Raw genomic sequence first — 14,267 nt, 5'->3', positions numbered from 1 at the left:
ATTATTATAACAAAAAGAGGAGGTGTTTACACCTCCTCAACATAACTTACAAAGTCCAAATTATTCAGTTCATCAAGCAGCTTTTGATGGGAATGTTTATTTCCAAAATCCAGTTCCACCATAAGTGCTGTATCTTTACCCGATAATGTTTTATCTTTTGTTTTATTAATGCTGGTAATCTGATAGCCCATCTCTGCAAACTTCTTACGAAGCTGTTTTATTCCATTGGTCTCCTCAACCTCGATGTACATGCTGACATATCGGCTGTTTTCCTCAATCTGCTGTGAAACTCTCACAAGTACAAGATTCGCAAGCATTACCAGTGCAAAACATGATAATCCAACTGTGATATATCCAGCTCCAAAGGCCATACCCATGCAGGATGCAACCCAAAGTGAAGCTGCTGTTGTAAGACCCTTTATCTGATTTCTTCCAGTAACAATAATGGTACCTGCGCCAAGAAATCCTATTCCACTTACAACTCCGGCAGGTATACGGCTTACATCTGCATCAAACCCTGGCATCCCAGCCAGATAAAGATTTAAAGCTGTTGCAACTGCAGAGCCAAGACTTACCAGTGAGAATGTCCTTATTCCCGCACTATGTCTCCTGACAACACGCTCCCAACCAATTAAACTGCCACAAACTGCAGCAATAATCAGTCTTAAAATAACCGCCATTTCATTCATACTCTGCAAATAATCAACTAGTGAATTAGTCATATGCTATTTATTCTCCGTAGCCTTCAAATGTCATTCCCTTGTCTGCTATATTTTCGAGAGTTTCATCAAGAAGCATTGGTTTACCAAAATAATATCCTTGAGCTCTCTCGCAATTGATACTCTTAAGGAACTGATAATGTTCTTCTGTCTCAACACCCTCGCAAAGAGGCTTGATACCCAAATCCGATGCACCCTTTATGATATAGCTCATAAGCTTTCTGGTCTGTGGATTATTATAACTTCTAAGGAAAATCAAATCCAGTTTCAAAACATCGAATTCATACTCCGCTATAGTGTTAAGAGATGAATATCCACTACCAAAATCATCTACCCAGACCTCATATCCGGCATTTCTAATCTTTGCAACCTCATGCTTTATGAGACCGGTGTTATCATTAAATGCACTCTCAGTGATTTCCACTTCAATCAGATTTCTAGGAATCTCGTAAATCTCACAGAAATCATCCAACAACTTAAGTACATCACATACATCAAAATCAAGTCGGGAAATATTTACGGAAACAGGGACTACAGGAAGTCCCTCATCCATAAGCATTCTCATATCCTGACAAACCTTCTTTACCATAAATTCATCAACCAGATGAATCAGATGGAAATGTTCAAGAGTTTCAATAAAATCAAGTGGCGAAAGCATTCCAACAGATGGATCAACCCAACGAACAAGTGCTTCCATTCCACAAACCTGACCTGTGGCAACTCTGATAATAGGCTGATAGAATACCTTAATAAAATCAAGTGCTATAGCCTCATCTATATGATCAATAACGTACTGCTGACGTCTAAGTTTATCTCTTAAAATGTCATCGTAAATACAATAATTTAAATCATGTCGATTCTTTATGCTGTTACAAGCAAGTCTAGCATGGTCACAGGCCAATCCAACTTCCGCGCGCTGGTCATCAAGAATATAAATACCAGCCTTGACTCTAACTTTCTTGTTAACATCATCAGCAAGAAGCATACGCTTATATACTTCTTCCACGTTTTCTATTACTGAATCCTTATTTTCGTTAATATATACTACGAAATGGTCATCAGAAAATCTTGCGACTGTACCTGAATAAAATACATCCTTTATAATTCTAGCCAAATCGCAAAGCAATTCATCACCCATTTTGAAGCCATGACGCTCGTTATATAATTTGAAATTAGGAATATCAAAGTGGATGAATGCACTCTCCTGTCTTGATATTTCTGCTGAATTTAAAAGCATCTGCACCTTATGATAGAAGAAGGACATATTAAATAATCCTGTCAGCTTATCTGTCTCTCTATCCGCAGCTAGTACTTCTGCTTCTGCGTAGGAATTACGGGCATTGTTTAGATATTCATTCTGATCAACATCTACAATAAATACATAGAAGAAACTCTTTCCATTCATCCAATGAAGGAGATGTCCAAAATCTTCTATATATCTTACTTCACCTTGCTTGGTTAAGATTCTATATCTAACGTAATCATGACGTTTTTCACCAAAAACAGTCTGAGCCTGAATCTGATTCTCTATTTTGTATAAATCCTCAGGGTGAACCAATCCTTTAAATGTACCTCCGACGAATTCCATAAATTCATCAAAAGTTTCGCAGCCAAAAAGATTGATGACATTTGAATCTGCAAAAAGAATCTTCTCGTCACCTTCAGCCTCATATATGAAAAAACCTCCCGGCAATCCAGTTGGAACTGCGCCCACACCGGTCTCGATATATTCCTCTTTTCCCATAATGCCCCCACTCGGAATAATAAACATTTACCAATGATTATTCGACACCTACACATAATATATTTTACATCATTAGTAAATCCTAAAAGGCTTTTTCACAAAAAGTTCAGTAATGTGGCTATTTGATGACTTTTCACTATTGAGTACCAGCAATGTGATTGATAAATTGCTGTGCTGTGCGACCTGACAGGCCACCCTGTTCAAGCTCCCAAATCTTTGCTTTGGCTATAAGTTCCTCCTCTGGCATTGTAATTCCAGCACGCTTTGCAAGCCCCACTACTATATCGATATATTCCTTCTGCATTGGCTTGCTGTAGCTGATTGTCACACCAAATCTGTGAACAAGTGAAAGCTTCTCCTCCACTGTATCAGAGTGGTGACGGTCATCAGTATTAGTCTGATCATTACGATCGTTCCAGGTCTCCTTAATAAGATGTCTGCGGTTAGATGTGGCATAAATCAGGATATTATCAGGCTTTGTCTCCACACCACCTTCGATAACAGCCTTAAGGAACTTATACTCTATCTCGTGCTCCTCAAAAGAAAGATCATCCATGTAAATAATATATTTGTAATTTCTATTTTTAATGTTGGCAATTATCTTTGAAAGATATCTAAACTGATGCTTATAAATCTCTATCATTCTAAGACCTTGGTCGTAATACTGATTTACAATGGCCTTAATACTTGTAGATTTTCCAGTACCGCTGTCGCCGAAAAGCAGCACGTTATTAGCCTTTTTACCCTGGACAAAACTCTCGGTATTTGCGATGAGCTGCTGCTTTTGATATTCATAGCCAATCAAATCATCCAGCACTACTTCATCCATATTGTTGATTGGGACAAATTTAATATCATTATTTCCGATTTCTTCCAATCTGAAGGCTTTGTTCAGACCGAACATTCCCACACCATAAGCCTTATAAAAATCAGTAATTACATTAAAGAATTCCTTCTCATCCTTTGCATTTTCAAGGGATTTTGAAAGATTTCTAACCTTTTCACTAACATTTCTGTTGTACATCTGCTGATTCTTCTGAACAGCACTGTAATTGGTAAATACTGAAAAACTCTGGATTCCAAGCTCCTTTTCAAGTGGGGAAAAATCGTAGTCAAAAAGCTCCTTTAAAATATTGAAATCATTTTCCACCAGATGATTTACAGAACCTGGCTTAACATCAGTTTTTTCTGTAACCAGAGAAAATGGATTCTCGTTTGTAATAATATAGAAGGCAATGTAATTGTGCCAGAGATTATCATCAAAGCCGTAATCTGTCGCAAGCATCAGAAGTTCCTTGGAAATCGCGTTAATCTCGCGGGTAATCTCTCGCTTGTTATAATCTCCTGATTCTACTGAATCTATTGCTCTTCCAAGCTTGTAAAGAATGCTTTCCTCAGTTAAATCTCCATACATAAGTAGTCTCGAAATCTTCTCGTACATAACTGCCTCCTAAAACATGTTGCCAATAGTATAAAACAATAGTAACACTTTAGCATGTTAAAGTGAAGACGGTAACAAAAAACCTCAGAAACAATTTCACTTGCTTCTGAGGTCTGTAAATTTCATTATTCAGCTTTCCATAAACCATGAAGATTGCAATATGCATATACAGCAGCAACTGCATCATCGTCTGTAAGAGCAAACTCAGCACATGGCTTATCTCCAGGATTGAGAACCTTTCTCTGGCCACCCTTCTTTGTCTCAAGAGCAATCCACTCAATAAAGTGCTCTTCAGCCATTGGATGCTCCACTGAACCGACAGTAACTGTAACCTTATTTCCTTCAACTTTGAAAACAGGTACATGTTTCTCAACGGCACCATCAGAAGTACCAGGAACAAGCTCTTTCATCATCTTTCCGCAGCATGACATTGGAGCGCCAGACTCAAAAATCATACCTACGAAATTTCCACATGATTCGCATACATAAAATTTCATAAGACCCCTCCTATAATACTTTTCCCATTGAAAATACTAGATGTTTACCTTCTATTTTACATAATAGCATTTTACACAATTTATATAAACAGATTTTCTGTGAAATTACTGTTACATAGATATAATCTCCTTTGTTAATTGGGAATAAATAATTCTATAAATTCTTTTCTACCTGGAACCCATGCCTTCTCGTAAATATGAGTAAAATGATTTTTCACTGTCTGCTCTGAAATACCTAACATATAAGCAATTCTACGATTTGAAAATCCTGATACCTTCATAAAGCCCAATTCCAGTTCACGCTTTGTTAGTCCAAATTTCTGGGCTACTGCAAGATATTGCTCTTTAGAGATATTGATATTATTCTCCAAAATCCATTTCCTCATTCATCTTGTGCTCAGCATTAAGCTTCAGTGGCAAAAGGAAAAATTCAAGAATCACCGCATACAACCCCGACAGAAAACATATTGCAAGATTAGCTCCTATGGTAGATAAATCATCCAGCTTTCCAAGTAGTAAAACTCCGGATATGATAATTGCAAACAATGCTGCAAAAACTGTTAATTTCTGAGCAGCTTCCACAGCCCCAATAATATTTTTCAATTCTAGTAAGCTATAAGGCTTTAATCCCACAGAAAAAGCCTTTGTAAAGTTCTTCCACTCTCCCATTATCAAAAGACCTGGTATAAGAACTAACGCAATTAGAAGAAAAGATGGTAGATCAATAAACCATAATATGGCACTAGCGCCCCAATTCCCACCTATAATATTTAGTGCAAATACGGCAACAAATAATAGTAATTCTCCTAACAGAACTAATCGAATATTCCTTTTCATGGCAACTCCTTTCACAATCAGGTTATCCTTGTCCTACCTTAACCGTATCACAAGCAGAGTTTAAAAAATATAGTACCTTTTTATTTACGCATTCATAATCTGGTACTGCTCAATGAATCGTGAAGTTATTTAATTGAAAAAAGTGTATTCTTTTCAAACAGGCCAATGGCAAAGCCCATTTTCATGAAAAGTGGCACATTCTCATAGGCCTTAAAGCTGGTTCTATCCAATAATTCCTCTAATGTAAGTTCCTCATAGTAACCGTAAGGATTTGCCACGGTAATTTTATCATTTGGAATATCTGCTCCAATGATTAATGAGTAGTGCAATGTCCACTCGTCCCCATACAAAGCTGCCCACTCAAATGGAACTGGCTTTCCTGAAGACAGAGTATCATACATAATGTCAATGAACTCAGTATTCTTCTGATACTTATGAATCTCTGTGTCATATTCAGTGAACTGCTTATTCATCTCCTCACAAAACTTGTTTCCTGTAGAAGTAACTATGGTTCCATATTCATCATACAAACTGTCTTCTGTTATGTTTTTTCCGGCCCATGTAGAGAACATCTCAATAACAGCATAGCCACACGATACATGCTGTGTAATCACATCGATGTTTTCAATTTTTACAGGATTCTGGTACTTAGGATTTGTATAGACTGATGAATAATCATTCTGAATCAGCTTTGTCCTAATACCAGATACTAATAATGCAATTAGTGCCACACAGATAATTCCGCATAAAACAAAACCTAAAATTTTAAATATTCTTTTCATTAAATCTCCCAACTGCATCTTAATCATCCCATGTGTAACGCTATAAACGGAAATATAATATCCCGTTGTCTTTGGCAGCATCACATAGAAGTTTTAATCCCTCTGTTCCATATCCACGATTCCGATTATTGAATGTAGTCGGGCGCTTTGATTTTAAATTATCTATAATTCAAGCAGTAATCCAGCTCCACATCCTTACCTATATGCTCAGGAGACCATGGGATATAATAATCTACAGGTACCCCTTTATGCGCAAGCCCTTTGCCATAATCAATTCTTTTGTCTCTAGACGTCGGATAAACAAATCTAAAATCATCAAAGGAAACCACATTACAATTTGAAAAATCTGTAATTCCCATAGTAGGTCTTCCAACTATAGTCACTTTAGGAGAACATGACATAACCTCTGCGAATGCATCCCCAGAAGAACCACAGCTTTCATCCGTAATAATCAATACCTTTTCAGGACCTTTTTTCCCTATAATTCCACTTGCAAATTCGTCATCGTCATCAAGAAATCCTTTGCCCATATTTTCAGTGTTATTGGCAATCATTGTATTTAGCATTGCTGTCATTTCTTCTGGTATATCCCCAACCAAATATTTTTTTAGATTCTCGATTCGATCTTTACAATTTCTAACAGAATAATTAATTTCAATAGGATATTCTGGCTTATAATAGTCTGTAACGAATTCTCCTTCTGGAAAACAATACTCTAGGAGCGGTACAAATGCAGAATCTGCACCTCCACCATTTCCACGGACATCCACAATTAGTTTTTTACATTTTTCCAGAATGCACTTACATTTGCTTAATAACTGATTTATCGCGTCCAAATCAGCAAAATCTGCAAATCTTAGATAAAGCGTATCATCATATTCTTCAAAAGAATAACATTCCGTCTCTCTCCCCTTTGTATTATGAATAATAGAAATATCTTCTTTTGAATCATCTGGATGAATAACAGTTAAAACGTTGTAAAACTTTAGCACTGCAGACCAAATTTTACCTTCACGCTCCGCTGTTTCCCCCATAAAAAATGTTTTTTCTCTTTGAAATAATTCTTTTATTGAGAACCCATCGATTGCAACTATTTTATCTTCCGAGACAAGCCCTGTATCTTTATTTGCCTTTATCACGTATAGTACATCGTCCTGCCTCATCACTGAAAAACCAATTTTTTCAAGACTGAAATCTGTAAATAAAAGATGTCCTTCTACACCAAAAGTAGCCAGATATTCCTGTACCAGATGTAAAAAATCCTTTCGATCCATGTCATCAGATATCTGGCTTTCATATTCCTGAGAATTACCCGTTCCGTAATCTTTACAGGTTGCGGAATCTTCTCGCATAATTTCAACTATTTCTTTAAATATTTCTTTATTAGTCATCATTTACTATGTTCAATTTCCCCTCCAATTAATTTGCATACCCAATTTACTTTATAACCTGCAATTTATAAATGCTGCATCCACCATGCCTGGCTTATTCATTATTTCAAGTCGTGCCCCATCGTTAAATGAAATGAAATATGAACGGTTATCGCTTTAACTTTTTAATGAAATTTACAATCAGTATTATTATCCCAATCCACAGTACAATATTTCCGACTGTCCATAGAACATTTACTAAATTTAAATTTATCACTATTTACACCTCTGGTTGTCCTTCTGCAATCCACTTTTCTGCTTCTTCTCTATTAAAAAATGTAATTACATTCTTATCTGGATATTTGGAAAATAGTTCCATCAACTTTGGTTTGTTCTTATGCTCGTAGTTCTGAACCAGTTCTACAAGTTCTGGATCAAGCTCATTTTCTGTCCATGGCATATCAGGACGCTCCTGACCTACTCTTCCGGTAATTCCATCCATGCAAACTTTTTCTCCATAATCCAGGAAAAAGATGGTATCGCAAGCTTTAATACGGTTTTCATATGTTCTGCTGTAATCACCATCTATAATCCAAGTGTCACGCTTCACAACATCAGCAAGACTCGCATCAAACTCGTCTCTTGAAATATGTGTCCTGTCAGCATTCCACCAAATATTATCAAGATGATATAAAGGAAGCTTAGTCTTCTTCTGAAGTTTTATGGAGAATGTACTTTTCCCGCTGCCGGAGCAGCCTAAAACTAATACTTTCTTCAATCTATCCTCCTTAACCTGGAATATATTCCAATTTTATGCTCCAACGTTCATCCCGACAAACTGCCGATTTGTCTTAGTCTATTATCCCGAAAGTTAATCTATTCAGAAATACTTAATTTTTTTCTTTGTAGCAACTGTTTGTAATTATACCTATATCTACCATCCTGTTCAATATTATGTGCATTAGTCTTGTCCCACCATTCCTTGAATGTTTTAAAGGCTTTCGGCACACAAAAAAGACCCGGTACATTGTACCGAGCCTTTGAAATCTGCCATTGCAGATTGATTATCTCTTTGAGAACTTTTTCAATCAGCTAGCCTCACTTCTCATAAGCTTATTCAGTAATACTTATTGTTACGTTAACGTCCCCGGAACCAAGCCTTTTTTTCATTTCTTCCGCAGATGTATTTTCAATATGCCCGAGCTTTGTATAAGCCCAGCTATTTGAACCGTAAAACATTACCAGCTGATTACCTGAATACAAAACAATGTCCCCGGCACTTGTAGTCATCTGCTTATCATTACTTGGAATAGACTGACCAATAGAGCCAACCTGCTCAAAGTCGCCATACATAGACATATCAATGATGATAGGTTTATCTTCAGCCAGATTCTTCAGAGCTTCTACTGATTCATTTTCTTCCCAGATTACCTGTATCTCTTCATCATTTATAAAAAGCTTTAGCATATTTTCCGTCGACCTTTCATCATCAGTAATAACGTCTTCTTCATCCTTTAAGTAATCTTCCGTTGCCGTATTACTGTTCGTTTTAGCATCAGCTTTAACCTGTGACTGTATTGTTTCTACATAATTGTCTTGAACAGAATCAACCTTCGAGTAAACATGTGCATTCTCATTATATCCACATCCAGTAAAGAGGTTTACAGCCATCACACATAATGCTGTAAGCGTTTTACCTGTATTTTTACAAAAGAGATTTTCCAAACTCATACGCCTCCCGCTTTTCCTCTTCTTTGCCTTCTGCTTCACCCATGTCATCTTTCCTTATTTAAGATATTCATTGAAGAAGCTCTCAAGTTTGTCAAACGGAATATAATCCTTATCTCCTCCATCATACAGATCTGTATGAACTGCATCTGGAATGATCATCAGTTCTTTATTATCAGCATATTTGCTGTCCTTTATCATGTCGGCATAAGCGTCTTTACTGAAGTAGCAGGAGTGAGCCTTCTCGCCATGTACAAGAAGCACTGCACTTCTGATTTCGTTGCTGTATTTAAGGATTGGCTGATTCACGAAGGATTCACAGCCTATCACATTCCATCCATCATTGGAATTAAGGGAACGGGCATGATATCCACGATCAGTTTTGTAGTAATCAAAATAGTCTTTTACAAAGAAAGGTGCATCTGCAGGTAGAGGATCTACAACACCTCCCGCACGCTTATATTCTCCATTCTTTAAATCTTCAAGACGCTGAGCGCACAAAGCCTTTTTCGCTTCATATCTCTTTTCTTCACTGTCATCGGCATCAAAGTAACCTTTTGCATTAACTCTTGTCATGTCATACATGGTCATTGCAGCTGTAGCTTTGATTCTTGTGTCAAGAGCAGCTGTATTGATAGCCATTCCGCCCCATCCGCAGATTCCTATGATTCCTATTCTTTCCGGATCTACCTTTTCATTAAGTGAAAGAAAATCAACTGCAGACATAAAATCCTCTGTATTGATATCAGGTGATGCCATATATCTTACGTTGCCGCCTGACTCTCCTGTAAAAGAGGGATCGAAGGCTATTGTAAGAAATCCTCTTTCTGCCATAGTCTGGGCATATAATCCTGAACACTGCTCCTTAACAGCTCCAAAAGGTCCTGATACTGCAATAGCCGGAAGCTTGCCATCTATATCCTTTGGTATATACATATCTGCCGCAAGAGTTATCCCGTAGCGATTTGCAAATGTCACCTTGCTGTGTTCTACCTTCTCACTCTTTGGAAAGGTCTTATCCCACTCTGTTACTAAATTAAGTTCTTCTGTTCTAATCATCATTTGATACCTCCGTCATCTCTGCTTCATTTCGTTTTCGATTTTTCTTAGCATGAAATCCATGCAGTCAACTTTTCTTCCACATTCGTGGTATTCGTCCATAGCACGGCATCTTTCTTTTTTCAGAAGCCTTACCATTTCATCGATACTGCCTGACTCAAATCTTTCCAGGATAGTGTCTGTTGCCTCATTACAGCATCCCGCATCTGAAAGGCTTTGCTTTAGATATTCTTTATCCATGAGTATTCCTCATTTCCATGTAACTATTTCACTTACAATTCTATTGTATGAGCTTGTAAGATTTTTTGCTAATAGTTATAATGAATATCATATTATTCCATTTTGGCATATCATTTAGCAATGAGCAGTACAGGAAAGGAAGCACCATGGAAATCAGGACTTTAAGATATTTTTTAGCTGTAGCAAGAGAAGAAAACATGAGCAGAGCCGCTGAGATACTGCATGTGACTCAGCCAACTTTATCCAAACAATTAAAATCATTGGAAGAAGAATTGGGTAAGAAGCTATTTACAAGGCACAGTTTCAGTATAAAGCTGACAGAAGAAGGAATTCTTCTCAGAAACCGTGCAGAAGATCTTGTGAGCATGGCTGATAAAATCGAGCAGGAATTTGTTTCACTTGATGACATAAGCGGAGGCGATCTTTACCTCGGACTTGCAGAATCTTATCAGCTAAGATTCCTTGCAAGAGCAATCAAGACCTTTAAAGAAAGCTATCCCAATCTCCATTATCACATCACAAGTGGTGATACAGAGCAGCTATCTGAAAAAACAGAAAAAGGGCTTCTTGATTTTGTTGTTCTTGTTGAGCAGCCGGACATCAGAAAGTATGAATATATAGAATTTCCACAGGCTGATACCTGGGGACTTATCATTCCTGAAAATGACCCTCTGGCAAAAAAGAAATCCATTCGTTTGGATGACCTGATAGGATTACCTCTTTTCTGCTCAGATCAGGCTTGGAACGGAGATATAAAGAAATGGGCCGGGAGCAGATTTTCAGAGCTACAGCTTGAAGGTTCTTTCCGTCTTTCCTACAATGGCTCTATTTTCACAATGGAAGGTCTTGGGTATCTTCTCACCTATGATCATCTTATTGATACATCAAAAGACAACGGCCTTGCATTCAGACCGCTGTCTCCTAAGCTTGAAAACAAAATATATTTCGCATGGAACCGCTATCAGGCATTTACACCTATAGCAGAAAGATTTTTATCGCACCTAAAAGTTCTAGTGTTATAACCCATCTCTTTGAGAACTTTTTCACTGCCTTAAGTGCTGTGTTTGTGGCATTTCTAGGACGAGTTGCTGTTTACCTGCTGCGTACGGTAGAAAGCTCAGGGCTACTGTATGCTGCTGGTGGCAACTCTGTTATTGATATAATGGCATATTTATAGGCTTTTTCAAGTTTCCTCCAGAATTCTCAGTCCTTCCTTATAATCCTGTCCCAAAACTTCCTGTGTCTTTTGGAAGTCATACTTCTCATGTAGCCTGTCATGAACCCTTAAGAACTCTTTCTTTCCGTATTTCCTTATATATAATGCCTGAGCCTTTGCTGCATTTGCTCCCTCATTTGATGGAATATAGAATCCTTTATTGCAATTTTCGAGCTCATCACACTCATAACATCCGTCCAAATCTTTTTCCTTACAGCATTTCACATTCGGACATATTCTGTCCTCAGCACAGGTAGCAAAAGAGCAGACATTGTACTTCGTTCTGCAGGATCCGCACCACTCTGAAAGGAAACAGTGATTACAGGAAAAGCCACAATAAGCAACAGGATCAACACCCTTTCGTGCTATCTTGCAGAGTTTATTCTTGATGCGGCGCATGGCTTCGATATGCATGATCCAGTGACGACTAAATGGCATCTGAATCAGTCCTTTTATATCCTTTCCGCACCAGTAATCAATCAGCCAAAAGGCATTCTCATTCTCACTGACACATTTACTGCGGATAAGTTTTTCCTTTACATCGCCGCCGAATTTTTGCTTTAAATCCTTGTATGTCAGATCTCCAAGAATCTGATCCGTAGACTCCTTTACAGCTTTTACATACAGATAAAGTTCTTTAATATTCAGTTTTTCTGAAAACTCTGCAATATCGTTCCCCTGAAGTTCATTACCCGTAGTAATAATAGGTGCGCCAATGCGATTATGAAAGTCTTGTGTAAAAAGGATTTGACTATCCCCTGCTATCATCTCATGGGCAACTATATCTTCAATCCTGAAAATATGCCATATAGAATAGGCAAGGGTTTTACTGTGATATCCATCTGCACCCGCAAATGGCATCTGGGCAAAGGCCTCATCCGGGTATCCACTCACAATCTGAGTAATCTGCTCAAACATTTCCTCGCGGAAAGCCAAAAGCTTCTGAATAGCATCTTTAAAGGTTGCTTCCTTCGTCAGCAATTTCTGTATTTCTTTATTGTTTTCTGACCATGATTTATCCATAATCTATCATCTCTCATCGGTTAATTCAGCATTATTCCATAGTTCTTTCTTACATTTTAATAAAGTCATATCAAAATAGGCAAGCCTTACCCTTAATCTTTAAGCCCAAAAGTGGACCACTACCCCCGTCCCCAGGGAGTCTTTTTATTGCTACTTTATACTATTGCTTTAGTTCTTTTGCCAATTAAACAATAGTATGTCACCATGAGCATCAGAAAAGCGCCTATCCATGCAGATACTTCAGAAATGGCAATTCCCTTAAATCCGTTCCTTCCTACCAAAAAGCCAAAGATCAGTCTCATAATGACTTCGAGCCCGCCTGAGAGCATTGGTATAAAGGTATTGCCCAACCCCTGAACAGAGTATCTGTATACAAAAAGCCAGCCCAGGGCAAAAAAGCTTATTCCCATAATCGGCATGAAATCGGTACAATAACCGATTATCATGTTGTCAGTCAGCAGCATCCTTGCCAGGCTTCCGGGCACAAATATCATAAGGAGCGATATAGGCACATTCACAAGTGTAGAGAGCATCAGGCCCTGTCTTACTCCTGTGCGTATCCTGTCATATTTGCCAGCGCCCTTATTTTGCCCCACAAAGGTCATCATGGAAAGACCTACGGACATTCCGAACTGCTCAAAGAGTGATGCAAATTTCATGCAGGCTGAATAGGCTGCCACATATGCGCTTCCCATAAGATTTACGAAGTACTGCAATACCATGGCCCCTGCAGCTGTGACCGAATTCATAAGTGCCACAGGAAGTCCTATTTTCATCAGTTCAACCAATATATTCTTTTCATCTGCTATTTCTGACGTGTCTTTTCCCAGACTCATAAAATCGATGGTTCTAAGCTTTTTAAGACACAAAAGGTATGATACAAACTGAGAGACCACTGTTGCCACTGCTGCTCCGACAACTCCTGTGCCAAAGGCCATTATGAAAATAATATCAAGCATGATGTTCACGAGTGATGAACAGATCATAGCAGTGAGGGGCGTTCTGGAATCTCCCATTGACTGGAGAATTGTAATCTCAAGGTTATTCATAACCGTCACTACTATTCCCAATAAGATCACAGCAAAATATCTATACGAATCGTCAAAGATATCTTCAGGAGTGTTCAAGAACGTCAGCATCTTATTGAGCAAAGAAACGCATACAACAGTAAAGGCTATTCCAAACGTGATACTGAGCTTCTTGGCTGCTCTGATGTATGCATTCAGCATAGCCATATCGTTTTTTCCAAAGCTCTGGGCAAAGGTTATGCCAAATCCTCTGGTCATCCCCACAACAAATCCAAGTATAAGGAAGTTAAGTGTCCCGGTTGCCCCAACAGCAGCCAGCGCCTGATCCGAGATTCCCTTGCCAACTATAATGCTATCCACAAGACTATATAGTTGTTGGAAAAGATTTCCCCATAATAAGGGCAAAAAGAACAGTATGATCTGTTTCATACTGTTTCCTGAGGTCATATTATGTGTGGTCTGTTCTGTATTTGTCATTGCCGCTCTCTTTGGTCTTTCTCTTGATGTTAATTATTTAATAGTTAAGATCATTTAAGTATCCAGGCTATTCCCAGAAAGAAACGCCAGCTTTCCATCTATTTTT

Annotated in this window: 15 protein-coding genes; 1 reads left to right on the top strand and 14 read right to left on the bottom strand. The window is 38.1% G+C overall.

The window, feature by feature from the left end; translation table 11 throughout:
• Window positions 1–26: 26 nt before the first annotated feature.
• The 12 genes from G592_RS0110090 to G592_RS0110035 all read right to left on the bottom strand — a co-directional run bounded on the left by G592_RS0110090 (window position 27) and on the right by G592_RS0110035 (window position 10,417).
• Window positions 27–722, bottom strand: coding sequence for an MgtC/SapB family protein (locus G592_RS0110090; protein WP_028247718.1), 696 nt, complete (start codon window positions 720–722; stop codon window positions 27–29).
• Window positions 723–729: 7 nt separating this feature from the next.
• Entirely contained in the window at window positions 730–2,463 is a 1,734-nt protein-coding gene (locus G592_RS16225; protein ID WP_051194866.1) for a GGDEF and EAL domain-containing protein, read from the bottom strand.
• A gap of 136 nt (window positions 2,464–2,599) precedes the next feature.
• On the bottom strand, window positions 2,600–3,904 hold the full coding sequence (locus tag G592_RS0110080) for an ATP-binding protein (RefSeq protein WP_028247717.1): 1,305 nt from the start codon (window positions 3,902–3,904) through the stop codon (window positions 2,600–2,602).
• A gap of 125 nt (window positions 3,905–4,029) precedes the next feature.
• A complete protein-coding gene (locus G592_RS0110075) occupies window positions 4,030–4,401 on the bottom strand; it encodes a desulfoferrodoxin family protein (RefSeq protein WP_028247716.1) in 372 nt (123 codons plus the stop codon).
• 134 nt (window positions 4,402–4,535) lie between these two features.
• Window positions 4,536–4,772, bottom strand: coding sequence for a helix-turn-helix transcriptional regulator (locus tag G592_RS0110070; protein ID WP_036952582.1), 237 nt, complete (start codon window positions 4,770–4,772; stop codon window positions 4,536–4,538).
• On the bottom strand, window positions 4,762–5,253 hold the full coding sequence (locus tag G592_RS0110065; RefSeq protein ID WP_143001205.1) for a hypothetical protein: 492 nt from the start codon (window positions 5,251–5,253) through the stop codon (window positions 4,762–4,764). Before G592_RS0110065 ends, G592_RS0110070 begins: the two co-directional genes overlap by 11 nt.
• Before the next feature lie 110 nt (window positions 5,254–5,363).
• Window positions 5,364–6,020: a C39 family peptidase gene (locus G592_RS0110060; RefSeq protein WP_028247713.1), complete on the bottom strand. Its 657-nt coding sequence runs from the start codon at window positions 6,018–6,020 to the stop codon at window positions 5,364–5,366.
• A 158-nt stretch (window positions 6,021–6,178) separates the two neighbouring features.
• The gene (locus tag G592_RS0110055; protein ID WP_028247712.1) at window positions 6,179–7,414 is read right to left on the bottom strand and encodes a S41 family peptidase; all 1,236 of its coding nucleotides are present in this window, start codon (window positions 7,412–7,414) and stop codon (window positions 6,179–6,181) included.
• Window positions 7,415–7,670: 256 nt separating this feature from the next.
• The gene (locus G592_RS0110050) at window positions 7,671–8,168 is read right to left on the bottom strand and encodes an adenylate kinase (protein ID WP_028247711.1); all 498 of its coding nucleotides are present in this window, start codon (window positions 8,166–8,168) and stop codon (window positions 7,671–7,673) included.
• Window positions 8,169–8,503: 335 nt separating this feature from the next.
• Window positions 8,504–9,121 carry a cyclophilin-like fold protein gene (locus G592_RS17850; RefSeq protein ID WP_155942191.1) on the bottom strand — a complete coding sequence of 206 codons (618 nt, stop codon included), beginning with the start codon at window positions 9,119–9,121 and terminating at the stop codon, window positions 8,504–8,506.
• 54 nt (window positions 9,122–9,175) lie between these two features.
• Window positions 9,176–10,177 (bottom strand): alpha/beta hydrolase, encoded by a 1,002-nt coding sequence (locus G592_RS0110040; RefSeq protein WP_028247710.1) that lies wholly within the window; start codon window positions 10,175–10,177, stop codon window positions 9,176–9,178.
• A gap of 15 nt (window positions 10,178–10,192) precedes the next feature.
• Window positions 10,193–10,417 (bottom strand): hypothetical protein, encoded by a 225-nt coding sequence (locus G592_RS0110035; protein ID WP_028247709.1) that lies wholly within the window; start codon window positions 10,415–10,417, stop codon window positions 10,193–10,195.
• A 146-nt stretch (window positions 10,418–10,563) separates the two neighbouring features.
• Here G592_RS0110035 and G592_RS0110030 point away from each other — a divergent pair, with 146 nt between their 5' ends.
• Entirely contained in the window at window positions 10,564–11,439 is an 876-nt protein-coding gene (locus tag G592_RS0110030; RefSeq protein ID WP_028247708.1) for a LysR family transcriptional regulator, read from the top strand.
• A 161-nt stretch (window positions 11,440–11,600) separates the two neighbouring features.
• Here G592_RS0110030 and G592_RS18010 read toward each other — a convergent pair whose 3' ends face one another.
• Together G592_RS18010 and G592_RS0110020 are read right to left on the bottom strand one after the other, a co-directional pair.
• On the bottom strand, window positions 11,601–12,656 hold the full coding sequence (locus G592_RS18010; RefSeq protein WP_081660387.1) for a DUF3795 domain-containing protein: 1,056 nt from the start codon (window positions 12,654–12,656) through the stop codon (window positions 11,601–11,603).
• 155 nt (window positions 12,657–12,811) lie between these two features.
• Window positions 12,812–14,161, bottom strand: coding sequence for an MATE family efflux transporter (locus G592_RS0110020; protein WP_028247707.1), 1,350 nt, complete (start codon window positions 14,159–14,161; stop codon window positions 12,812–12,814).
• Between the last annotated feature and the right edge of the window lie 106 nt (window positions 14,162–14,267).

Source organism: Pseudobutyrivibrio ruminis CF1b, from assembly GCF_000424005.1.
Taxonomy (GTDB): domain Bacteria; phylum Bacillota; class Clostridia; order Lachnospirales; family Lachnospiraceae; genus Pseudobutyrivibrio; species Pseudobutyrivibrio ruminis_C.
The sequence above is the reverse complement of the archived record's forward strand: the minus strand, read 5'-3'. Positions and strand labels throughout refer to the sequence as shown.